General features: G+C 62.6%; 17 protein-coding genes and 1 pseudogene. 11 read left to right on the top strand and 7 right to left on the bottom strand.

The genetic code is table 11. The features are described from left to right. The first annotated feature begins 2 nt into the window (after positions 1–2). Complete coding sequence (locus NMB40_RS08225; protein WP_494360678.1) at positions 3–2,972, top strand: Tn3 family transposase; 2,970 nt, start codon at positions 3–5, stop codon at positions 2,970–2,972. A 34-nt stretch (positions 2,973–3,006) separates the two neighbouring features. On the opposite strand, the pseudogene hutU reads toward NMB40_RS08225, so the two are convergent. Then, positions 3,007–3,699: pseudogene (gene hutU / locus NMB40_RS08230) on the bottom strand (urocanate hydratase); the annotation flags it as partial. 7 nt (positions 3,700–3,706) lie between these two features. Next, a complete protein-coding gene (gene hutC, locus NMB40_RS08235) occupies positions 3,707–4,432 on the bottom strand; it encodes a histidine utilization transcriptional repressor HutC (protein ID WP_046932594.1) in 726 nt (241 codons plus the stop codon). Here hutC and NMB40_RS08240 point away from each other — a divergent pair. The 8 genes from NMB40_RS08240 (at position 4,431) to NMB40_RS08275 (ending at position 16,013) form a co-directional block, all read left to right on the top strand. Next, positions 4,431–4,982 (top strand): CopL family metal-binding regulatory protein, encoded by a 552-nt coding sequence (locus NMB40_RS08240; RefSeq protein WP_494360679.1) that lies wholly within the window; start codon positions 4,431–4,433, stop codon positions 4,980–4,982. The genes hutC and NMB40_RS08240 overlap by 2 nt on opposite strands. A 184-nt stretch (positions 4,983–5,166) precedes the next feature. After that, on the top strand, positions 5,167–7,821 hold the full coding sequence (locus tag NMB40_RS08245; RefSeq protein WP_494360680.1) for a TonB-dependent receptor: 2,655 nt from the start codon (positions 5,167–5,169) through the stop codon (positions 7,819–7,821). A gap of 68 nt (positions 7,822–7,889) precedes the next feature. Next, positions 7,890–8,579, top strand: coding sequence for a PepSY domain-containing protein (locus tag NMB40_RS08250; RefSeq protein ID WP_054668670.1), 690 nt, complete (start codon positions 7,890–7,892; stop codon positions 8,577–8,579). Then, positions 8,576–10,402 carry an NADH:ubiquinone reductase (Na(+)-transporting) subunit F gene (locus NMB40_RS08255; protein ID WP_494360681.1) on the top strand — a complete coding sequence of 609 codons (1,827 nt, stop codon included), beginning with the start codon at positions 8,576–8,578 and terminating at the stop codon, positions 10,400–10,402. Before NMB40_RS08250 ends, NMB40_RS08255 begins: the two co-directional genes overlap by 4 nt. 82 nt (positions 10,403–10,484) lie before the next feature. Further along, positions 10,485–11,081 carry an RNA polymerase sigma factor gene (locus NMB40_RS08260; RefSeq protein WP_200909222.1) on the top strand — a complete coding sequence of 199 codons (597 nt, stop codon included), beginning with the start codon at positions 10,485–10,487 and terminating at the stop codon, positions 11,079–11,081. After that, positions 11,078–12,019 carry a FecR family protein gene (locus NMB40_RS08265; RefSeq protein WP_054665510.1) on the top strand — a complete coding sequence of 314 codons (942 nt, stop codon included), beginning with the start codon at positions 11,078–11,080 and terminating at the stop codon, positions 12,017–12,019. The genes NMB40_RS08260 and NMB40_RS08265 overlap by 4 nt, the downstream gene beginning before the upstream one ends. A gap of 98 nt (positions 12,020–12,117) precedes the next feature. Continuing rightward, on the top strand, positions 12,118–15,156 hold the full coding sequence (locus NMB40_RS08270) for a TonB-dependent receptor (RefSeq protein WP_081420135.1): 3,039 nt from the start codon (positions 12,118–12,120) through the stop codon (positions 15,154–15,156). A 26-nt stretch (positions 15,157–15,182) separates the two neighbouring features. Next, positions 15,183–16,013, top strand: a complete 831-nt coding sequence (locus NMB40_RS08275; RefSeq protein WP_049395152.1) for a DUF4198 domain-containing protein — start codon at positions 15,183–15,185, stop codon at positions 16,011–16,013. A gap of 104 nt (positions 16,014–16,117) precedes the next feature. Here NMB40_RS08275 and NMB40_RS08280 read toward each other — a convergent pair whose 3' ends face one another. From NMB40_RS08280 to NMB40_RS08300, 5 genes are all read right to left on the bottom strand, one after another. Next, positions 16,118–19,258, bottom strand: coding sequence for an efflux RND transporter permease subunit (locus NMB40_RS08280; RefSeq protein WP_005413407.1), 3,141 nt, complete (start codon positions 19,256–19,258; stop codon positions 16,118–16,120). Beyond that, a complete protein-coding gene (locus tag NMB40_RS08285; RefSeq protein ID WP_005413406.1) occupies positions 19,255–20,769 on the bottom strand; it encodes an efflux RND transporter periplasmic adaptor subunit in 1,515 nt (504 codons plus the stop codon). Before NMB40_RS08285 ends, NMB40_RS08280 begins: the two co-directional genes overlap by 4 nt. Next, on the bottom strand, positions 20,766–22,064 hold the full coding sequence (locus NMB40_RS08290) for a TolC family protein (RefSeq protein ID WP_024957398.1): 1,299 nt from the start codon (positions 22,062–22,064) through the stop codon (positions 20,766–20,768). The genes NMB40_RS08285 and NMB40_RS08290 overlap by 4 nt, the downstream gene beginning before the upstream one ends. 79 nt (positions 22,065–22,143) lie before the next feature. Beyond that, positions 22,144–22,539 (bottom strand): hypothetical protein, encoded by a 396-nt coding sequence (locus NMB40_RS08295; RefSeq protein ID WP_012480207.1) that lies wholly within the window; start codon positions 22,537–22,539, stop codon positions 22,144–22,146. 137 nt (positions 22,540–22,676) lie between these two features. Beyond that, entirely contained in the window at positions 22,677–22,940 is a 264-nt protein-coding gene (locus tag NMB40_RS08300) for a heavy-metal-associated domain-containing protein (RefSeq protein WP_049396906.1), read from the bottom strand. 294 nt (positions 22,941–23,234) lie between these two features. On the opposite strand from NMB40_RS08300, the gene NMB40_RS08305 reads away from it, so the two are divergent. Continuing rightward, complete coding sequence (locus tag NMB40_RS08305) at positions 23,235–23,528, top strand: BPSL0761 family protein (RefSeq protein ID WP_494360682.1); 294 nt, start codon at positions 23,235–23,237, stop codon at positions 23,526–23,528. A gap of 2 nt (positions 23,529–23,530) precedes the next feature. After that, positions 23,531–24,472 (top strand): SseB family protein, encoded by a 942-nt coding sequence (locus tag NMB40_RS08310; RefSeq protein ID WP_049401588.1) that lies wholly within the window; start codon positions 23,531–23,533, stop codon positions 24,470–24,472. Positions 24,473–24,498: the final 26 nt, after the last annotated feature.

Raw genomic sequence — 24,498 nt, forward strand, 5'->3', positions numbered from 1 at the left:
ATATGCCTCGTCGTTCCATACTGTCCGCCGCCGAGCGGGAAAGCCTGTTGGCGTTGCCGGACACCAAGGACGACCTAATTCGACATTACACGTTCAGCGATACCGATCTCTCCATCATCCGCCAGCGGCGCGGGCCTGCGAATCGCTTGGGCTTTGCCGTGCAGCTCTGCTACCTGCGCTTTCCCGGAATCTTCCTTGGTGTCGATCAGGCGCCGTCTTTGCCCCTACTGAAACTGGTCGCCGACCAGCTCAAGGTCGGCGTCGAAAGCTGGGACGACTACGGGCAGCGGGAGCAGACCCGGCGCGAGCACCTGGTCGAGCTGCAAACGGTGTTTGGCTTCCAGCCGTTCACCATGAGCCACTACCGGCAGGCCGTGCACACGCTGACCGACCTGGCCATGCAAACCGACAAAGGCATCGTGCTGGCTAGCACCTTGGTTGAGCATCTGCGGCGACAGTCGATCATCCTGCCCGCGCTCAACGCCATCGAGCGCGCTAGCGCCGAGGCCATCACTCGCGCCAACCGGCGCATCTATGACGCCTTGGCCGAACCACTGTCGGACACGCATCGCCGCCGCCTCGACGATCTGCTCAGGCGCCGGGACAACGGCAAGACGACCTGGCTGGCCTGGCTGCGCCAGTCGCCGGTTAAACCGAACTCGCGGCACATGCTGGAACACATCGAACGCCTCAAGGCGTGGCAGGCGCTCGATCTGCCTTCCGGTATCGAGCGGTCGGTGCACCAGAACCGCCTGCTCAAGATCGCCCGTGAGGGTGGCCAGATGACGCCCGCCGACTTAGCCAAGTTCGAGCCGCAACGGCGCTACGCCACCCTCGTGGCGCTGGCCATCGAGGGCATGGCCACGGTCACCGACGAAATCATCGACTTGCACGACCGCATCCTGGGCAAGCTGTTCAACGCCGCCAAGAACAAGCATCAGCAGCAGTTTCAGGCATCCGGCAAGGCGATCAACGCCAAGGTGCGGCTGTTCGGGCGCATCGGCCAGGCGCTGATCGAGGCCAAGCAAGCTGGCCGCGATCCGTTCGCCGCCATCGAGGCCGTCATGTCCTGGGATGCCTTCGCCGAAAGCGTCACCGAGGCGCAGAAGCTCGCTCAGCCCGATGACTTCGATTTCCTGCACCGCATCGGCGAAAGTTACGCCACCTTGCGCCGCTACGCGCCGGAATTCCTTGCCGTGCTCAAGCTGCGGGCCGCACCCGCCGCCAAGAACGTGCTCGATGCCATCGAGGTACTGCGTGGCATGAACACCGACAACGCCCGCAAAGTGCCTGCCGATGCCCCGACCGACTTCATCAAGCCGCGCTGGCAGAAGCTGGTGATGACTGACGCGGGTATCGACCGGCGCTACTACGAGCTGTGCGCGCTGTCCGAGCTGAAGAACTCGCTGCGCTCGGGCGACATCTGGGTGCAGGGATCGCGCCAGTTCAAGGACTTCGAGGACTACCTGGTGCCGCCCGCGAAGTTCGCCAGCCTCAAGCAGTCCAGCGCATTGCCGCTGGCCGTGGCCACCGACTGCGACCAGTACCTGCACGACCGCCTGACGCTGCTTGAAGCGCAGCTTGCCACGGTCAACCGCATGGCAGCGGCCAACGACCTACCGAATGCGATCATCACCGAGTCGGGCCTGAAGATCACGCCGCTGGATGCGGCGGTACCCGACACCGCGCAGGCGCTGATCGACCAGACAGCCATGATCCTGCCACACGTCAAGATCACCGAACTGCTGCTCGAAGTCGATGAGTGGACGGGCTTCACCCGCCACTTCACGCACCTGAAATCGGGCGATCTGGCCAAGGACAAAAATCTGCTGTTGACCACCATCCTGGCCGACGCGATCAACCTGGGCCTGACCAAGATGGCCGAGTCCTGCCCCGGCACGACCTACGCCAAGCTCGCCTGGCTACAAGCCTGGCATACCCGCGACGAAACCTATTCGACAGCGCTGGCCGAGTTGGTGAACGCCCAATTCCGGCATCCCTTCGCCGAACACTGGGGCGACGGCACCACGTCATCGTCGGACGGCCAGAACTGCCGAACCGGGAGCAAGGCCGAGAGTACCGGTCACATCAACCCGAAATATGGCAGCAGCCCTGGGCGAACCTTCTACACCCATATATCCGACCAGTACGCGCCGTTCCACACCAAGGTGGTCAATGTCGGCGTGCGCGACTCGACCTATGTACTTGACGGCCTGCTGTACCACGAGTCCGACCTGCGCATCGAGGAACACTACACCGACACGGCAGGCTTCACCGATCACGTCTTTGCCCTGATGCATCTCCTGGGCTTCCGCTTTGCGCCGCGCATCCGTGACCTGGGCGACACCAAGCTGTTCATCCCCAAGGGGGATACCGCCTATGACGCGCTCAAACCGATGATTAGCAGCGACAGGCTGAACATCAAGGCTATTCGTGCCCACTGGGATGAAATTCTGCGGCTGGCGACCTCGATCAAGCAGGGCACGGTGACAGCCTCGCTGATGCTTCGGAAACTCGGCAGCTATCCGCGCCAGAACGGCTTAGCCATCGCCCTGCGCGAGCTGGGGCGCATCGAACGCACGCTGTTCATCCTGGACTGGTTGCAAAGCGTGGAGCTGCGCCGCCGCGTCCACGCTGGACTGAACAAGGGCGAAGCGCGCAACGCGCTGGCCCGCGCCGTATTCTTCAACCGTCTGGGCGAAATCCGCGACCGCAGCTTCGAGCAGCAGCGCTACCGGGCCAGCGGCCTCAACCTGGTGACGGCGGCCGTCGTGTTGTGGAACACGGTCTATCTGGAGCGCGCAGCACATGCGTTGCGTGGCAACGGGCATGCTGTCGATGACGCGCTATTGCAATACCTGTCGCCGCTCGGCTGGGAACACATCAACCTGACCGGCGATTACCTCTGGCGCAGCAGCGCCAAGATCGGCGCGGGCAAGTTCAGGCCGCTACGACCGTTGCAACCGGCTTAGCGTGCTTTATTTTCCGTTTTCTGAGGCGACCCCGACTACTTTCAATGATCTGCAAGGCCTGCTCGATGGAGGTTGCCTTGTGATCGACATAGCGCGTGCGAATGCGAAAATCGATTCGGGACTCCTGGCACTCGATCACGATGCTGCTGGCCCCGGCCAAGGTCGCCGCCAACGCCTGCGCACCACCCATACCGCCCAAGCCGGCGGTAAGGATCCACTTGTTCTGCCAGTTGCCACCGTAGTGCTGGCGCCCCAACTCCACGAAGGTCTCGTACGTGCCCTGGACGATGCCCTGGCTGCCGATGTAGATCCAACTGCCGGCCGTCATCTGGCCGTACATCATCAAGCCCTTCTTATCGAGCTCGTTGAAGTGCTCCCACGTCGCCCAATGGGGGACGAGGTTGGAGTTTGCGATCAGCACGCGTGGCGCATCGGGGTGTGTGCGGAAAACGCCGACGGGCTTGCCCGACTGGACAAGCAGCGACTCATCGTTCTCAAGTGATCGCAACGTTTCCAAGATGCGGTCAAAGCTTTTCCAGTCGCGCGCAGCACGACCGATGCCGCCGTAGACCACCAGGTCTTCCGGGCGCTCGGCAACATCGGGGTCCAGATTGTTCTGGATCATGCGGTAGGCCGCTTCAGTCAGCCAGCTCTTGCAGTGCAGCTGGGTGCCGATCGGAGCGTGAACGGTGCGCGCAGGGGAAGCGGAGCGTTCCAAGGTATCCATCAAATCCTCAAGGGGTCAGGGGGGCGCCAACCTGGAAGGTGCCCACAAAGCGGTAACGAGATGCCGGGTGAATCAACCGCACAAAGCTGGCCACCTGTCCGCGCGACCACGTACGTCGGGTCAGCACCAGCAACGGATCGCCTTCGTTGATCTTCAGTTGCGCTGCCAGACGCTTGCTGGCCGTCTCGGCTTCAATCACATGTTCGGCGCGCTCCAGCGGCGCAACGCGCATCAAGTACTGATGTGGAATCTCGGTGTGGAAATCGATGTCCAGGTAATCCGGCGCCACGCTGGGTTGCACAAAGCGATCCTCCAACTGCACGGGCTTATCATCGCTGTGGTGGAGCAGGCGGCTGTGGAACAGCTCCGTGCCCGGTGTCAGGCCGAAGTTGGTCGTCACACTGGAGCGTGCCTCGACCGTCTCGCAGATCAACACCTGGACCGAGTGTGTCTGGCCTCGGGACTGAATCTCTTCGCGAATGTTGCGCACCTCGAACATCGCCGATTCGGCCTTGGGTCCGGCGACGAACGTGCCCACGCCTTGCACTCGGGTCAGCACGCCGGCGTCGGTCAACTCGCGCAGCGCTCGATTCACTGTCATGCGAGACAAGCCGAACTTGGCCGTCAGTTCGTTCTCGCTGGGGACGCGACTGCGCGCGGGCCAGTCGCCGTTGGTGATGTGACGCAGGATGAAATGCTTGAGCTTCTGGTAGTGCGGCTTGGGTTCGTCCATGGCCCAAGCATTACATGTCTATACAACCAGTCCAACCACTTTCGATGCTGTGCTGCACAAGCAGTTGACACTAAGAATTTCCTCGTGCTATTGCTGTGGTATAGACAACCTGCGGGTTCGCCACACGCTCATGCCTTCGCTTCGCGTGCTACTGCGTATGTTCCTGATCCTCGCGCTCTGCGCGGATGGGATCCTGAGCGCGCAGGCCACCACGCGGATGGCCGTGCGGCATATTCCTCCCCCAGGTGCGGTGAATGGCACCCACTCGGTGCACGGCGGCGCGCGTGTCAATGAACGCGCCAAGATTAGTAACGATTGCAACAAAATTCGTCCCGGTGGCAAGCAAGCCGGGCAGGGTGATCAGAACGATCATCAGTGCGACTGCAGCACCACCTCCTGCGACTGCAGCTGTGTGCTCACCTTCTTCGCCGGGCGTGTGCCGGTCATCTTTGCCGCCCAGCACGCCCTGACGAGCACCTACCTACCTACGCCTGAGTTGCCGCCGCTGCGACGACAGGTATCCCGGCTGTTCCGACCTCCCATCGGCTAATGCTGCTTGATCGCCATTGATTGGCGACGTCTACGCACGCCCTGATGTCGCATAGCCCCCCACGTCTGGGGCACCAGGGTCATACGCATGCATTGCCCTTTTGGGGGAGAGAGAACCCATGTACTTCAAGCGCAATCCTTTGGCGGTATCCGTCGGTGCCCTTCTGTGCGCCGGTTTTTCCACGGTGGCTCTGGCTCAGCAGGCTGAACAGGGCGCGACGAGCGAGTCGGCCAAGACGCTGGACACCGTCCAGGTCACCGGCAGCCACATCAAGCGACTGCAGCTCTCCGGTGTTGGTCCGGTCAGCGTGGTTGATGCCGAAGCCATCGAGCGCTCCGGCGCCACTTCGGTGGAGACGCTGCTGCAGGGCCTGCCGGCGTCGGCCGGCTTTGCCGGCAGCCAGTCCAACGCCTACTGGGCCGAGAACGGCTACGGCACTACTCAGGTCAATCTGCGCGGCCTGGGCATTAACCGCACGCTGGTTCTGCTCAATGGTCGTCGTGTGGTCAATGGTGGCACCGGTGCCAACAGCTCGGTGGACCTGAACATCATCCCGGTAGCGCTGATCGAGCGGATCGAGGTCCTCAAGGATGGTGCCTCAGCCATCTACGGTGCCGATGCCGTGGCGGGCGTGGTGAACATCATCACCAAGAAGAATTACGACGGTGCCGAGGCGGCAGTGCGTTATGGACAGACCTTCGAAAGTGATGGCGAAGAAAAGTCGTTCGATTTCGCCTGGGGCATTACGTCAGACCGCGGCTCGTTGATGGCCGGCATCAACTACTCGGAGACCGGCACGGTCAACATGGCCTCACGCGCACCGTGCGGCTTGGGTGAGGTCGACGGGCAACTAGAATGTGTGGGCAGCTCGGCCACCATCGGTGGTCGCGCATTGCTAGCCGACGGCTCGCGCGTGAACTTCAATCAGGATCCCAATGGTGACGGGGATTTCTATGAACCGTATTCGGCAGCCAAACATAACTACAACGGCAATCCCTATCTCAATGCCGTCAATCCGATCAAGCGTTTGAGCTTCAGCCTATTCGGCGACAGCACGGTGAATGAAACCACGCGCGTGTTCACCGAGTTGATGTTCACCAACCGCCAGTCCGACCAGTTGGCCACGCCCGGCAGCTTGGGTGTCTATCGCCCGATCAACATTGCGGCCAGTCACCCGACCAATCCGACCGGACAGGACCTGCTGCTGCAGCGCCGCCGTCTGGAAGAGGCCGGTCCGCGCGAGTTCTTCCAGGAGACCAATACCTTCCGCGTGGTCGCGGGCATCGAAGGCCAACTCGGCATGAACTGGGACTGGTCGGCCGCGCTGAACTGGGGCCGCAACACCGGTGTGGATGGCTCGACCAATGTGGCCAATCTGGACCGGGTGGATGACACGCTCAACACCGCGCTGTGCAGCAACACCCCCGGTGCCGCGATTCCGTGCGGTGACTACCTCGGCTACGGCGATCTGACCCCCGAGGTCCTCAACTACATCCTTTTCAGGACGCGCGACAACGGCGGCAACGACCAGAAGAGCTTCACGGCCAACATCAGCGGCCAGCTCTTCGAGATGCCGGCCGGCTGGGTGGGCTTTGCCTCGGGCATCGAGGTCCGCAAGGAGCGTGGTTGGCGTGATCCCGATCCGCTGACGGTGCTGGGCATTGCCAACACGAATCAACAGGATCCGATCGCCGGTGAGTACACGGCCAAGGAAGCCTTCGCCGAGTTTGCCGTGCCGCTGCTGCAGGACAGCGTGATCGCCGAGAGCCTGACGCTCAATGCCGCCGTGCGCTACTCCGACTACGACCTGTTCGGGGAAGACGTGAACTACAAGGTAGGCCTGGATTGGCAGATCGTGCCGTCCTTGAAAGTGCGCGCCAACTACGCCACGGCTTTCCGCATCCCCAACATCCCCGAGTTGTTTGGCGGCGTGGCCGAAGGCAACCTGACCACGACCGATCCCTGTAGCGGCTGGAGTAGCTTGCCGGCTGATTCGGTAGTGCGTCAAAACTGCCAGTCGTACGGTGTGCCGGCAGGTTACGTGCAGCCGGGCAACACGATCCTCACCACCTCTGGCGGCAATCCTAACCTGGAGCCGGAAGATGCCAAGTCCCTGACCGTGGGTGCGGTCTGGACCCCGAGCTTCCTGCCGGGACTGACGCTGACGGTGGACTACTTCAACATCAAGATCGACAACGCCATCCAGCGCATCGATGGCTCAACCAAGCTGTCGATCTGCTACAACACCCCGGGCTTGGCGCATCCGTTCTGCGGCAATGACAACTTCACCCGCAACCCGATCACCGGTGAAGTGGACTTCCTGTCGTCACAGCCGGTCAATGCCGCCAATGAGCGGGTACGGGGCATCGACCTGGGCGGTCTGTACGAGTTCGCGGTCGCTGGGTTCGATTCGACTCTGAGTGTGGATGTGTCCTACCTGGACCAGTACGACGTGCGGCCGTTCCCGGGCGCGGAGGTGATCGAGTACGCCGGCAAGATCACCGGTGGCCGTGGCAGCTTCACTCACTGGCGCGCCTTGACCTCGCTGACGATGGAGCGCGAAGCCTGGTCCGGCTCATACAGCTTGCAGTACATCGGCAAGGCGGATGACATCAACGCCAGCCCCGGCGACATTGGCGATCATGCCCCCAGCGTGACCTACCACAATGTCCAGCTCAAGTACGCACCGAACAAGACCTTCGATGTGTCCTTCGGCATCGACAACCTGTACGACAAGAAAGCCCCGTTCATCCAGAGCTACACCGACGCCAATACCGACACGATGACGTATGACCTGCTGGGTCGTCGTTGGTATGCACGCGTGGGTTACCACTGGTAAGGCCCGCTTCACCTGTCCCCGTCCGTGTGACGGGGGCAGGTGTCGTCTTCCTGTCGAACGAGATCACTATGAAATCGGCTTTCTGGGCGCGTAAGGCCCACAAATGGATTGGCCTGATCATCGGCGTGCAAGCGCTGCTGTGGATGATCAGCGGCGTTTACATGACGGTCATTTCCCTGGACATCATCCATGGCGATCACCTGGCCCATGCGCATCAGCAACCGCTGGTAGCACCCACACACTTGTCAGGTGAGGAACTGCAACGCCGCTACCCGGGCATGACCCAGGTCAAGCTCAAGCGCCTGCTAGAGCGGGATGTCTATGAGATCCATGCCCGCGATCAGGTGTACTTGCTGGACGCCACGACGGGGGAGGTGCTCTCCCCAGGTGATCAGCAGATGGCGATCGCCTTGGCAAAAGATGTCTATCAAGGCCAGGCACCCGTAGCTCGGGTCGAGTGGGTTACCCAGGCGCCGCAAGAAGTGGCCACCCGCCCGGTTCCCATGTGGGCGGTGCACTACGCCGATGCCGGTGAAACCACCCTGTATTTCTCGCCCTACAGCGGCGAGTTACTGGCGCGGCGGCACAGCCTGTGGCGCTGGTTCGATTTCCTGTGGATGTTCCACATCATGGACTACGAGGCCCGTTCGGACGTCAACAACACCTTGTTGCGCGTGGCCTCGGCGGTTGGCTTGGTGTTCGTGCTCAGTGGTGCTTGGTTGCTGTTCTACAGCTTTCGCAGGAGGGCCGCAGCATGACGCCCTGGATGAGAACGCTGCACAAATGGGTCGGCTTGATCATCGGCCTGCAGTTGCTGCTTTGGATGGCCAGTGGCGTGATGATGAGCTGGCTGGACCACGATCAGGTACAGGGCCATGAGTTCCAGGCCCACGAGCATGCGGCCCATGAGTGGCCTGCCAATGCCCGCTCGCCGGCCAGCTTTCTGGGTGGCAACAAGAAAATCAGCCGCGTGAGTTCGGGCTGGCTGTTGGACACGCCGGTGTACCAATTGGCCGATGCGCAAGGTATCACCTTGGCCAACGCCGTTACGGGCCAGCCGATCTCCTTGGATTCGGCCTGGGCCACGCGCCTGGCCCAAGCTTCCTACACCGGACCTGGGACCCTGAAAGCGCCGCGCCTGTTGGAGTGGAGTGGTGAGGTGCGCGATCACGAAGGGCGGCTGTGGCGCGTGGATACCGACGATGGTCAGGACACCACGGTGTACCTGTCTGCCCAGACGGGCGAAGTGCTCTACCACCGCAACAAGACCTGGCGTCTGTTCGATGTGTTCTGGATGTTGCACATCATGGACTACACCGGGCGCAAGAACTTCAACAACCCGCTGGTGGTCACGGCCGCAATCGGCGGTCTGTGGTTGGCCCTGACCGGCATCTGGCTGCTGTTTGCCAGCTTCCATTGGAGCGAGTTCGTGCCGCGCCGCTGGCGTCCGGCCCGCGAGTTGTCGGTATTCGGTCCGGATGGGACACGGCTGCGCACCGTACGAGCGTCGGCAGGCGACAACGTCTACGTCTCGCTGGCACGCGAGGGCGTGCAACTGCCTTCCAACTGTGGAGGAGGGCAGAGCTGTGGTCTGTGCGAGGTGCGCTTCCGCGGCGTGGCGCCCAAAGCTACCGCGGCCGATCGCGCCCACTTGGGTGCCAGCAAGGTCAAGATGGGCTATCGCCTGGCCTGCAACTTGGCCGTGACGGAAGATACCGATGTCGAGGTGGCTGGCGGGGCCAGCCTGTGGACCGAGTATGGCGCCACCGTGGAACAGGTCACGGCGGTGACGCCTTTCCTGCGCGAGATCGTGCTCAAGCCCGACGAGGCCCCCGGTCCTGAATATCAACTTGGCGCTTATTTGCAGGTGCATGTGCCCAACTACGAGGTACCGGTGAACAAGCTCGTGCGGCCCGAGCACCACCATCAGGAGTGGGCGGGCGTGGACCTGCCCGAGAAGTTGGTCAACCGCGAACCGGTCCGTCGGGCGTATTCGCTTGCTTTGCCTGTCGATCAGGCACAGGGGCGACTGACCTTGCTGGCCCGCTTCAGTCCTGGACGATCGGACAAGAAACGCCATCCTCCTGGCAGGGGCTCGACCTACCTGTATACGCTCTCGCCCGGGGATCGGGTCTGCTTCAGCGGCCCCTTCGGCGACTTTGCGCTCAAGCCTCACGGACGGGAGAAAGTGTTCATCGGCGGCGGCGCTGGCATGGCCCCGCTGCGCGCGATGATTCGGACGCTGTTGGCGGGGCAGGGCGTTGAGCGGATCCACTTCTGGTATGGGGCGCGCAGTCTCAAGGAAGCGCCCTACATCGAGGAGATGGAGCGCCTGGCCCAACAGCACGACAACTTCAGCTGGCACTTGGTGCTGTCGGATGAAGCGCAGAACGACGATGCGCTATTGCGGGGCCTGGTGCATGAGGTAGCGCATGACCGCCTGCTCAAGGCTCATCAGGCTTTGGCCGATTGCGAGTTCTACCTGTGCGGACCGCCAGCCATGCTTAAGGCCACACGCGAGCTGCTGACTCGGCTGGGTGTACCCGACAGCCAGGTGGCCTTCGACGACTTCAAGATCTGAGGCAGTCCCGCCGGCCGAACGTGCCGGCGGGGTGAGGCGTACCGGATTTTTCCCATGCACTCGTCCCAGTGATTGGACGTGCTTGAGCCTGCCTGATGAATCAGCGAGTACCCCGGTGACCACGGCGCTGGATGAGTGGTTCATATCCCATGTCCTGCCCCTGGAAGGCTTGATCCATGCCTTCCTGCGCCGGCATGGACATGAGGACAGCGAGATTCCTGATCTTAGGCAGGAGGCTTACGCACGCATCTATGAAGCCGCGCGACGGGGCTTGCCCGCGCAGACCAAGCCCTTTGTCATGACCACCGTACGTAACCTGCTCATCGATCGTATTCGCCGCTCTCGCATCGTATCCATTGAAGCGATGGCCGATGTGGAGCAGGCGGTCATGCAAAGCGATGAGGTCACGCCGGAGCGACACTTAGGCGCTCGTGATGAACTGCGCCGCTTGCAGCAAGGCTTGCAGAAACTGCCCCACAAATGTCGACAGATCGTGGAACTTCGCAAGATCTACGGCCTATCCCAGCGCGAAGTGGCCGGACGGTTAGGGATCGCCGAAGATACGGTGGAGCGTCAGACCCTGTTGGGCATGCGGGCCTTGGCCGACTTCATGCTCGGCGGTACCGGCAAGATCCAGCGTCCGTCACGGCGCTTCAACAAGGAACGTTCGCAGCCATGAGCCCACACAAGGACATCGAACAGGTCGCGGCGCAATGGATCAACCGTGCCGAGTCCCCGCAATGGACTGCACAGGACCAGATGCAGCTGCAAGCCTGGCTGGAACAGGACACCGCCCATCGTGTGGCCTGGCTTCGTTTGAAGTCGGTGTGGACGCGCGCAGACCGGTTGGCGGCGGTACGCGCCGTGCAGCCGCCACGCATACACCGTTGGCGAGAGCCGATGCGCTGGGCCATTGCCGCCAGTGTTGCCATGCTGGCGGTGCTGTTCACCCTCACGGGGTGGGGCCCTGGCACGCGCTACAGCACCGAGGTTGGCGGCCGGGAGGTGATCGCCCTGTCGGACGGTTCCCGCCTGGAGCTCAACACGCACACGCAGCTGCGCGCGCAGGTGGACCCCTCGCTGCGCCACGTGTGGCTGGACAAGGGCGAGGCATTTTTTGATGTGAAGCCCGATCCCGCGCACCCGTTCGTCATCCACGCCGGCGAGCATCGTGTCGTGGTACTGGGAACAAAGTTCTCGGTCAGGCAGGAACGCGAACGCCTGGAAGTGGCCGTGCTGGAAGGCAAGGTGCGCGTTGAGCCGCTGGTGGCCAAACCGGGACGGCCGCCGGTGATCGTGCAGGGCGGGGGGCTGCTGTATAGCAAGCCGGCGGGCACGCTGGTGGCGGTCAACGCCCAGGACAAGGTGCGCCGGTCCTTGAGCTGGCGCCATGGCACCCTGGAGTTCGATCAAACCACGTTGGCGGATGTGGCGGCCCAGTTCAATCGCTACAACGATAAGCAGTTGGTACTGATGGATCCGGAAACGGCCCACATGCGTGTGGGCGGCAGTTTCGATGCCACAGGTGTGGATGCCTTCGCACGTCTGCTGGCCACCGGCTTCAACCTGCGCGTGGAGACGCAGGGTGATCAGATTCGCGTGTCCCAACCGCACTGAGACGCCAGCAGACATCAATCTGAAATATTTCATACCGGAAGCGTGCCGTCCTCTCGTCACAGATATCAGGCCGATTCGCGCCGACCTGGGGAAAATGCATGGCACGTACGAAAGTGGCGAGGACAGCGTTGGCTGTCATGTGTGGTCTGGTCATCGCGGCCTCCGCCGCTGCACAAACGAGCAGTTTTGATATTCCAGAAGGGGATCTGAAAGTCGCGCTGGAAGCCTATGCCCGGCAATCGGGTGTTCGTCTGGTCTACTTGAGCGAAGATGTTCGTGATCGACGCACCGCAGGCGCGCGTGGGGACATGTCCCAGGATGCAGCGCTGAACCGCCTGCTCGCCGGAACCGGACTGACGGTCAAGCGCGATCAAAGCGGCGCGCTGGCGATCGTGCGAGAAGGTGCCAACACGCCGACGCCTACGCGCAACGCACCGACCTCCGGTGTAGGGCAAGCCGGTCCCGATGCCTCCTATAGCGCCTCCCTCTCCGGCGGCGCCGACGCCTCAACGCCGTCGGCCGCTTCACCCACCACCTTTGATGCGGTCCAGGTGACCGGCAGTCACATCAAACGCGCCCAGATGTCTGGAGTGGGCCCCACCACGGTCATTGATGCCGAGACCATCCAGAGCTCCGGTGCCGTCTCGGTCGAGACGCTGCTGCAGCGCTTGCCTGCATCGGCCGGTGCAGCCGGCTCGCAATCCAACAACTTCTGGACGGGTAACGGTAACGGCACCACCCAGATCAACCTGCGTGGCTTGGGCGTCAACCGCACCTTGGTACTGCTCAACGGCCGACGCGTGGTCAACGGTGGTACCGGCGCCAACAATTCGGTGGATCTGAACGTGGTGCCCTTGGCCCTGGTTGATCGCATCGAGATCCTGAAGGACGGCGCATCGGCGATCTACGGCGCCGATGCCGTGGCCGGTGTGGTGAACATCATCACGCGCAAGGAAATGGATGGCGTGGAGCTATCCACCCGCTATGGTCAGACTTTCCAGGGCGATGGCGAGATCGGCTCCTTCAACCTCGCCTTCGGTACCATCGGCGAGCGCAGCTCAATGTCGGGTGCCCTGACCTATGCCGAAAGCGGCACGATCACCATGGCTTCGCGGGCACCGTGTCCGTTGGGTGTGGTGGCCGGCACCCTGCAGTGCGTGGGCAACTCGTCCACCATCGGTGGGCGAGCCCGGCTGGCCGATGGTCGCGTGGTCAACTTCAACCAGGACCCCAACGGGGATCCACGCTCCTACGAGCTCTATGATCCGGCCAAGCACAATTACAACTACAACTTGTTGCTCAATGCGGTCAGCCCGATCAAGCGAGTGGGCTTGAGTGGCTTTGGTCAATTCGACCTGACCGAGAACACCCGTCTGTTCACGGAACTGATGGCGACCAATCGCCAGTCCAATCAGCGCGCTTCGCCCAACACCTTGGGGGTGTATCGCACCATCCGGATCGCCGCCACCAATCCCACCAATCCCACCGGCCAGAACCTGACCCTGGAACGTCGGCGTCTCGAAGAAGCCGGGGCGCGCATCACCGAGCAGGAGGTCGATACGTTCCGCACCGTGCTAGGGCTGGAAGGGCAGTGGGGCGATAACTGGGCATGGAATGTGGCGTTGAACTGGGGGCGCAATTCGGCCACCGACAGCTCGACCAACATTGCCAACCTGGACCGGGTGGAAAACACTCTCAATACCAGCCTGTGCAGCAACACCCCGGGCGCGGCCATTCCTTGCGGCAACTATCTGGGCTACGGCAATCTGACGCCTGAAGTGCTGGACTACATTCTGTTTACCCAGCGTGGCTCGGGTGGCAACAGCCAGCAGGGCTTTAGCGGCACCATTTCCGGCGCCCTGTTTGATCTGCCCGCCGGCAGCGTCGCCTTCGCCTCGGGCGTGGAGTTTCGCAAGGAACGCGGTTGGCTGTATCCGGACCCGCTGGTGGTCAACGGCAGCGCCAACATCGTGCGTCAAGATCCGATCGAAGGCGAGTACTCGGCCAAGGAAGCGTTTGTCGAGTTCGCCGTCCCGCTGTTGCAGGACATTCCGCTGGTGGACTACGCCACCTTGAACCTGGCCGGCCGCTATTCGGACTACGACCTGTTCGGCAGCGACACCAACTACAAGGTGGGGTTGGATTGGCAGGTGGCCGAACCTCTCAAGATCCGTCTCAACTACGCCACGGCTTTTCGCATCCCCAGCATTCCGGAGTTGTTCGGTGGCATCGGCCAAGGCAGCTTGACTACGCTGGATCCGTGCAGCAACTGGAGCACGTTACCGGCCGACTCGGTCATTCGGGCCAACTGCCAAGCCGCGGGCGTGCCGACCAACTTTCGTCAGTTGGGCAACACCATCCTCACCACGACCGGCGGCAATCCCGACCTCAAGCCTGAAGATGCGCGGACCTTCACGGCAGGCTTTGTGTGGACCCCAGGGTTTGCGCCGGGGCTGACGCTCACGGCCGATTACTACCGTATCCGCATCGAGAATGCGATCCGTAGCATTGAAGGCTCGGTCAAGCTGCGTGCGTGCTACACCACACCGAACTTGGCCCATCCGTTCTGCTCACCGGCCAACTTCACCCGTGATTCGGTCACCGGTGAGGTCAACTACCTCTCGTCCCAGCAGGTCAATGCGGCCAGCGAGGAATCCGAAGGTGTTGATATCGGCGTGCTGTATCAGTTCGATGTGGCCGGCTGGCAGGCCAGCGCGAGTCTGGACGCCTCGTATCTGGAGCGTTACGACGTCACTCCCTTCGCCGGTGCCACCACCATTGAGTACGCCGGCAAGATCACCAGCGGCTTGGGTAGCTACACCCAGTGGCGTGGCTTGGGCTCACTGCGCATGGGCAAGAACCGTTGGACTGGCGTCTATTCGGCGCAGTACATCGGCAGTGCGGACGACATCATCGCCGTGCCCGGAACGATCGGCTCGCATGTGTCCAGCGTGGTGTACCACAACCTGCAACTGAGCTACGGCATCAAGAAGAAATGGGACATCTCCGCCGGCGTTGAAAACGTGCTCGATAAGAAGGCGCCGTTCGTGCAGAACAACCCCAACGCCAACACCGACACCATGACGTACGACTTGCTGGGTCGTCGCTGGAATGTCCGCTTTGGTTACCACTGGTAAGCCACGATCCCAAGGAGCTACACATCATGAGAAACACGCAACTATCCGCCGCACTACTGCTGTTCGCGGTGGCCGGCAGCGCCGGCGCGCACGACCTGTTTGTCGCGTTTTCCAAGCCCGGCACCGCAGCGGGCGAGGCGAACACAGCGTTGGTGAACAATGGCACCTTCGATGAAAGTGCAGGTGCAGTCACCCGAGCGCGTCTACAGGACGTTTCGCTGAGTCAGGGCGGCGCTAAGGCTGCACCGGACTTGGCCAGTTGGAAAGAGGTCGGCAAGCAGAGCCAGCTCACCGTGCATCCGGCGGGCGAGGGCACCTATCTGCTGGGGGTCTCGACGATGGCCTCCACCAGCACGCGTACGGCCAGCGAGTTCGGCAAGTACCTGGAGTTGGAAGACTTGCCCGATACCCTGGCCACCTATGATGCGAGCAAGTTTCCCAAAGGGGTCACCTATAGCTATACCAAGCATGCTCGTGCCATTGGACAGGTGGGCACAAAACTGACCGACGATTTCGCTGCCTCGCTGGGCTATCCGCTGGAGATCCGCTTGGCCCGCAATCCTGGAAGCGTGAAGGTCGGCGAACAGCTGTCGTTCCAGGTGCTGCAGCAGGGCACGCCAGTGCCCAACCTACGCGTGTACGTCGGTCATCGTGCTGACGCACCGGTCAAGGGTGGGCACGGTAGCGCTACGCTCCTGCGCACCGATGCCCAAGGCCAAGCCAGTTTCCAGGTGACCACCGCCAAGACCTGGTACATCCACACCAATCACATGGTGCCCTCTACACAAAAGGGTTTGGATTTTGTGTCGGATCGGGCGTCGCTGAGCTTTGAGATTTCCCCGCACGCCGGGCACTGATAAGTAAGCATGTAGGCGGTACTCTCCCCTTTGACGCCAGTCATGACTTCTTCCATGACTGGCGTCTTTTTGTGGGGACTTACCTCAAGTGCTCAGTCTGTCTCTCATTGGTCGCCCCGCGCCGCGCGCAATCCACGTCGCCGCACTAGATAGAACGCTGCGGGAATCACCACCATAGAGAGCACCGGTGCGGTGAGCATGCCACCCAGCATCGGCGCGGCGATACGTTGCATGACCTCCGAGCCGGCACCGGCACCGACGAAAAGCGGAAACAACCCGGCCAGGATGACGGCTACCGTCATCGCCTTCGGGCGCACCCGTTGCACGGCGCCTTCGTAGATAGCCTCTTGCAGGGTAGACACATCTTCCGGCGCACCGCTGGCCAAGCGCTGCTCCCAGGCATGACGCAGGTACAGCAGCATGATGACGCCGAACTCAGCCGCAACGCCGCCCAGGGCGATGAATCCGATCATGCTGGCCACCGAAATCGCATGGCCCAGCCCCCAGATCAACCAGAAACCGCCCACCAACGCCAAGGGCAAGCTGAGCAGGATGATGGATACATCGCTAAGCCGGCGAAACACCATCCAGATGACCAGGAAGATGATCGCCAACGCCGCGGGCACCACCCATTGCAGGCGTGCCAAAGCCCGTTGCAGATACTCGTACTGCCCCGACCACGCCAGACCATAGCCGGCAGGCAAACTCACCTGGGTCTGCACCGCGGCTTGCAGGTCCTGGACCACCGATCCCAAGTCGCGATCGGCCACATCCACGTAGATGTAGCCCACCAACCGGCCGTTATCGCTCTTGAGCATCGGCGGGCCTGGGCTGATTGACAGCTCCGCCACCTGGCTCAAGGTCAGTTGCACACCGCCTGGCGCGATCAGCGGCAGATCCTGCAAGGCCTGCAACGAGTCACGCTGGCCACGGGGGTAGCGCAAGACGATGGGATAGCGTTCGCGCCCCTCGATCGTTTCCCCGATTGGATCACCGCCAACGACCGTGGCAATCAGTTGCTGGAGTTGGCCTTGAGTGAATCCGTAACGTGCAGCGATTTCCGGGCGCACCTGTACATCGACATAGCGCCCACCCGTGACGCGTTCGGCCAGTGCCGAACTCACGCCGGGCACAGTCTTGGCCACCTGCTCGATCTGCTGGCTCAGGCGCTCGATCTGCTCCACATCGGGTCCGGAGACCTTGATCCCAATCGGGCTCTTGATGCCGGTGGCCAACATATCGATGCGATTGCGAATGGGCGGGACCCATAGGTTGGTCAGACCGGGAATCTTGACCGCTGCGTCCAACTCCTGGCGTAGCTTCTGGGGGGTCATGCCCGGGCGCCATTGATCCCGCGGCTTGAAGGTCACGGTGGTCTCAAACATTTCGATCGGTGCCGGATCGGTCGCACTTTCGGCACGGCCCGCCTTGCCGAACACGTGCTCAACCTCCGGTACGGTCTTGATCATCCGGCCCGAGAGCTGGAGCAACTGACGGGCCTTGTCGGCGGACAGGCCGGGCAGGGCCGTGGGCATGTACAACAGGCTGCCTTCTTCCAAGGGCGGCATGAACTCACTGCCCAACCGGCTAAAGGGGATCAAGGTGAGCACTAGCAGCAGGCCGCTGAGCAGCAAGGTGACACCGGGATGTTTGAGGACCCACAGCAGGATGGGCCGATAGCCAGCGATCAGGATGCGATTGATGGGGTTCTGCTGTTCCGGGCGGATGCGGCCGCGGATCAGGTAGCCCATCAAGACGGGGATCAAGGTCACCGACAACCCTGCTGCGGCGGCCATCGCGTAGGTCTTGGTGTAGGCCAGAGGCGAGAACAATCGCCCTTCCTGCGCCTGCAGGGCAAAAACCGGCACGAAAGACAGGGTGATGACCAGCAAGCTGGCGAACAGGGCCGGTCCGACCTCGGCCGCCGAGCGGGCCATCAGCTGCCAGCGCTCCTCACCCTGAGGTTCCCGGCCGTGCGCCTCCCGCCAGTGCTCCAGATGCTTGTGTGCATTTTCGATCATCACCACCGCTGCATCGACCATCGCACCAATGGCGATGGCGATGCCGCCTAATGACAGCAAGTTGGCGGAGATCCCCTGGGCGTGCATCACGATGAAGGCCGCCAGGATACCCAAAGGCAGGGTGATGACGGCCACCAACGCCGAGCGTAGGTGCCACAGGAACAGCAGGCATACCAGCGCTACGACCAGGAACTCTTCACCAAGCTTATGGGTGAGGTTGCGTACCGCATCCTGGATTAGCTCGGAGCGGTCGTACACCGGCACCACTTCCACGCCTTCGGGCAAGCTGGATTGCAACGCCTGCAGTCGCGCTTTGACGTTCCGAATGGCCCCCAAGGCATCCTTGCCGGTCCGCAGGACGATCACGCCGCCGGCCACCTCACCTTGACCATCCAACTCTGCGATACCACGACGGAAGACCGGCCCGCGACTGATCGTGGCCACCTCGCCGAGCAAGACGGGGATGCCGTCGTTGCCGGTTACCGGCACCTGTTCGAACGCCTCCTGTGTGCGCAGGTAGCCTTCGCTACGCACCATCAGTTCGGCTTCGCCTTGTTCGATCACGGAGCCCCCGGTAGCGCCGTTGGCCGCATCCACCGCCTCGATGAGCTCGGCCACCGTCAGTCCACGGGCCGCCAACGCCTGCGGATCCGGCTGGATCTGCCAGGCGCGCACCGCACCGCCCACACTGGCTACTTCAGCCACGTCCGGCACGGTTTTTAGCTCATAACGAAGAAACCAGTCCTGCAACGCACGCAGCTGCCCCACATCACGTTGACCGGTCCGATCCACCAAGGCGTACTGGTAGATCCAGCCCAGTCCTGTCGCATCAGGACCCAGCGCCGGATTCACATTCGGCGGAAGTCGATCGCGTACCTGGCTCAAGTACTCGAGCACTCGAGAGCGCGCCCAGTAAAGATCAGTGGCATCGTCAAACAGGATGTAGACGAATGAATCACCGAAGAAGGAGAAGCCGCGTACCGCCTTCACGCCCGGCACGGACAACATCGTGGTGGCCAACGGGTAGGTGACCTGGTCTTCGATGATGCGCGGGGTTTGCCCCGCCCATTGCGTGCGGATGATGACCTGGGTATCGGACAGGTCCGGCAGCGCATCCAGCGGCGTGTTCTTTACCGACCAGATACCGACCACCGCCAGCAGCGCGGCGGCAACCAGCACCAGCACGCGATTGGCGATGCAAGCATGGATCAGGCGCGCGATCATGGTGTGCCCTCCATCGCTTCGGACATGACCTCGCTTGCCTGGCAATCAGCGGCTGCGGCGGGGCCGAACTTGGGTACCAACTGCATATCCATGAACGGTGACTTGCCCGGCTTGTCGAAATGCTTCTCCGGCACCATCGGGTCATACCAGTACTGCACCGGGCAGCGCGGCGGCGTAGAGGTGGAGGTGTCTGGCGCGACAGGCGCCGGCTGTCTGGACGGTGACGGCACGACAGTGCGTGGTTCGTGCCCGGCGTCATGGCGCTCGTGCACACCTGATGCGCTGGCAGGGCGTGTCGGTTGTGCAGCACCCAGGCGCTCCAACGCACCGGAGAGACTGGCTTCGGAGTCGAGCAAGAACTGACCCGAGACGACCACGCGTTCACCACCGGCCAAGCCTGCCACGATCTGCGTGCGCCCTTGCACGCTACGTCCCACACTCACCCGCACTGGCCGGAAGCTCCCGTCCGGATCCTGCACGATGACCCGGCTGTCCCGCCCGGTGGCGATCAGCGCCTCCGTGGGAACGACTGGCAGGGCCTGCTCGGCGTCGGGCTGCACCAGAACCTCGGCGAACATGCCCGGCACCAGCCGACGCTGCGGGTTGCGCAGCACAATTCGCGCCCGCTGCGTGCGACTAGCCATGTCGACCTGGGGAAGCAACGCCTGGATCTGTCCGGCAAAGCGCTCTGCCGGCCAGGCACTGACCGTGGCCTGCACTGAGGTCCCCGGCCGCAAGGTGCCCAGCGCTGCCTGGGGTACCGAGGCCTCCAGCCACAACGTGTCCAGCCCATTGATCTTGAACAGTGGCGTACCGGGCATCACCGTCTGTCCCTCGCGTGCCAGGATCTCGGTCACGACACCACTGTGGTCTGCGCTAAGCACGACGCCACTTCTGGCCGAGGCGCCAGAAGGAACACCCAACGAACGCAACCGTTGTTGCGCCGCACCCTGCAGCTCACGCGCGCCCGCGGACTGAGCTTGGCTCAGGGCATGTGCTTCGGCGATGGCCGCGTTCCATGCCGGGGCCTGCACGGTGGCCAGCGTTTGACCACGACGAACCTCGGTAAACGGCGCCTTTACCTGCACGTGGGTGATCAAGCCTTCCATGCGCGCACTGATCACGCTTTCCTGGGTCAGATCCCACGTCAGTGTGCCCGGCACGCGTACGGCAGTCCCTAGTAACTCTACCGTCACTTCCTGAGTGCGTATGCCCACGTTCTGCTGCAGGCGCGGATCGATCTGCGTTCCGCCCCCTATGGCCTCATCTGCGTATTTGGGCAGCAACTCCATATCCATGAACGGAGATTTGCCCGGCTTGTCGAATCGCTGCTCCGGCGCCATGGGGTCGTACCAGTACAGCACCTTGCGTGCTTGATCTGCGACGCTCGTGCCGGGGGGCGGGGTGGTATCAGAGGTTCGAGTCATCCAGGCGTAGCCGCCGGCAAAGCCGAGCGCCAGCAACCCGAGGGCCACGGCGAGCTGTGTGAGACGCGTCTTGGTCGGGCTCATGGCGTGTTCTCCTCATGGGGTAGCAGATAGGCCAGTGCCGCCCAGGCACGGCCCTGTTCGCCCAGCAGACGGGCGTTCTCCAGGTGCAATTCGATCTCATCGCGCCGCGCTTCCAGCCACGGCTGCAGGTCGGCACCGGCGCCGTAGGCGGCCAACGCCGTGCGTGCACGATCGCGCGCCAAAGGCAGGCTCTGCGTGTTCTGGCGCTCCAACTGGCCGGTTAACCCGCGCCATCGCGCTATCGCGCGTTGCACCGACTCGGCTTGGATGCGCCGGGCCTCATCGCGCTCTGCGGACACCGCCTCCAGCTCGGCCCGCCGTGCCGCGATGCCTCGTGCTTGGCGGTTCTTCTGGAACAGCGGCAGGCCCACACCCACTTCCACCATGAGCATGTCGCTGCGCGCCATGCCGTCGGGTGCGCGCTCGCGACGTCCGTAGGTGAGCTCCACACTCCAATCCGGGCGGGTTTCGGCCACGGCCGCATCCACCTGGGCCTGGGCTAAGCTCTCGCGTGCCTCCCAGCCCAGTAGTGGCGTGTGTTGGTCCAGTTTGGCCAGCAGTTGGGTGGGCTCCAATGGCAACTGCGAAAAATCCGGTGCCGCACCACTGGCCAAGATCGCCTCTGGTGCAATACCCAACCACCGCGCCAGGCCGGCCTGCGCGGCGGCGTGCTCCGCATGTACCTGCTCCAGGCGATTGTCCAACTGCAGTAGGGCGGCCTGGGCGGCAAGCACATCACTGGCCCCGGCCGTGCCGCCTGCCAAGCGAGCACGCGCCGCACGCTCGGCTATACGGGCCGGCTCGCGCAGACCTTCCAACGCATCTACGGCTTGCTGCGTACTCCACAGCTCGATCCAGGCCAGCGCGGCCGCTTGGGCCACCATCTGCTGTTCGGCCATCGACAGTGAGCGCGCTTGCGCCAGCGTCGCTTGCGCCAACGCGTGCTCGGCACGTCGTTTCGCACGCGCAGGAAACTCCTGCATCAGACCGATTTGCTGGGTGGTCATCTCATCGGCCCGCAAGCTGAAGGCATCGGGTCCGCTGACGGGCCAGTTCGCCAGCCCCACGATCAAACGTGGGTCGGGAAGCGCGCCAGCACGCGCGGCTTCTTCGGTACTGGCATCGATCTGCGATCGGCGCACCTGCAGGGTTGGGGCGTTAGCAAGCGCCCGTTGTAGGGCTTCTGTGTAGCTGATCGGGATAGCGGGCGATGCCGCCAGCACAGGACCACTGAGCGCCAGGGCAAACACGAACCCACACGCCATCTTGCGCCTTGCACGCAAGAAGAAAGACATCTCCATAAGACCTCCGGGAAACGACAACGAGCGCGCTGCAACGCATGCAGCACGAGCACGGGTCAATCCAGGAGGGGGCTTAAATCAGCAGGCTACAGAAGCGCTGCAGGGGAGGCGGATCGGACACGCACACCGGAACATCCCGATAGAACTGCGCGTGTACCGGTGGCAACAGAGCCTGCACCAGCGCGAAGGCGGCCAGCGCGGGCTGGTAAGGCACTTGAGGGGCCTTCGCATCGGCCGTGGCGATGTGATCGCGCTGGCAATGCTGGTCGCACAACGCCGGAGCATCGGGATCCGGCGTGGACATCTCTTCGCAACCGACCATCAGGGTCGCTTGTCCAGCTTCCACCGATTCCAGCGGACAGGCGTAAGCCACCAGCGCGAGTTGCTGCAGCAGCAGCGCCCACAGTCCCAGCCATGCCAGTCGGGCACGAGAACGGGGTCGCCGCCATCGCCTCAGCAGCCTCACCATGACAGCTCCCGCACGCCCGAAGCAGCGCCTGCGGACGCTGGGCAGATCAGGGCAGGGGACGTGCGAGCTCTCATGATGGCCAGTCTAGCCCTCTTGGGGCCGACTGTCATTGATCAGGATCAAGCCCTCGCGCGGACTCAGCGGTGGCATCCGCCGCAGCAGGAGGATGCGGCGGCCGGGGCGGCCGGCGTACCAGCCTCAGAAGGGAGCACCGCAGCGATCACATAGCCTTGCCGCTGGATAGCCTCAACCGCCTGTTCTACGGCAAGCAGGCCCTCGATCTTGACCACGCCACTGCCCAGATCGACGTCCACCTGGGCGTGGGGGTCAAGGGCCTGAATGGCTTGGGTGACCGTTCGGACACAGTGACCACAGGTCATACCTTCAACAACGAGATTCATGGACAACCCTCCAAAAGCATCGGCGGTTTGCCGACGGCGTGACGATGAGCCTTCCCACGGTGGGAAGGTCAAACGACAGGCAAGTTGAGTGGTGATCCGTCCCGCGTTGTTGACCTTCCCATCATGGGAAGGCTCAGGCTACCTGCTCGTTCCTATTGGCCCTCACTCCATGGACATAACGCTCACTTATGCGAATTAAGTTGTTGATTATATTACATTAATACAGGAATCGCAAGGTCTGTAGTTGCACCGTGCCCTGGCCGGCCACAAACGCGATAAGCTAAGCATTCCTTAGTGCTAGTCATTCTTGATGTCATGACGATGCCATCTGAGCGCACCCGCAATGTGCTGCAGGCGGGCGCGTTCCTCAGGCAGCTAGCGGCCAGCCAAGCCGTGCCTAAAGAGGTGCGGCAAGAGGCATATCGACTGCTGCGGCACTATCCAACCGTCAGCGACATCGAGGCGATTGCTGAGCACGAAGAGTGGCTGCGAGCGCTGACCCAGTCGGCCTTCGTACGACCCTACCTGAGCAGCGAGATCGAGGCGGATTGGTTCTCCGGGTACCCGCTTGGCCCTCATCGCATCTGACCATGAAGCAACCGAGCAGGCCGCGTGGAAGAGGGACTACGTCTGCGGAGACAGCGCTGGAGGCTTCCTTTGAACGGGCCCGCGACAGTGCAGCCGAGGAACGCGCATTCTTCAAGCGACTGATGGATGCGATCGTGTACGTGCATGCGCCCATCTCGGACGACGCGCAGACACTGCGGCTGGTCCAGTTCCGCCATCCTGACGGTTTCGATGCGATCCCTTTCTTTACCTCGCTCGACAAGGCGCAGGCGGCCAGCTCGTCTGCTGTCAGAATTCTGGGAGTTTCAGGCCGTGAGCTGCTAACCGGTACTCGCGGCGCGACGTTGATGCTCAATCCCAACTACGGCGGCGTTGTCCTGTACCCGGAAGAGGTTGCGACATTGTTGGATACGGGCTTTCTGGCCAGGGTGGAACGTCTGGCGCCGGCGGAGTTCGCGGTGAGACCTGCCCAGGCCGCGCCGGCTTGGCTCGCTCCGGCCATCAGCGGCAGCCTTGAGCACGCCGACTTCGTCTCGTCGGCCTATCTCCTGGAAACTCACTCGTCAGGGGGCGTCGAACAGCCTCCCGGTCTGTTGATCTGGCTGGTGGTGGACCTGGCTTTCGCCGAGCGGGCGGCTCGTCTGGTGACCACCGCCATACAGCCCTTATGCTCAGATTTGGACGTCATCATCGACTTGGCGGTCCACGACGTATCGCTGCCTTTGCCGGCGGGCTTGGATGATCCCCAGATCCTGCCCATATTTTTTCACGAGAATCAAGCCAACTTGAGCACAGCTCATCGGCCTATGAGCCCTGAAGATAAGCTACTAGCACTCCTTCCGGGATTGACCGAGGAAGAGAAGGAACGGCGGACCCGCGAGGGTATGGCCGACGTCGACGCTGGACGTACGATCCCGCACGAGGAACTACTGCAATGGATCAGGCGACGGTCAGAGCCTTCTTGAAGGTTTCCGTTGGGTCAGGAGCGTGG

This window comes from Stenotrophomonas sp. FBCC-B152, from assembly GCF_059134105.1.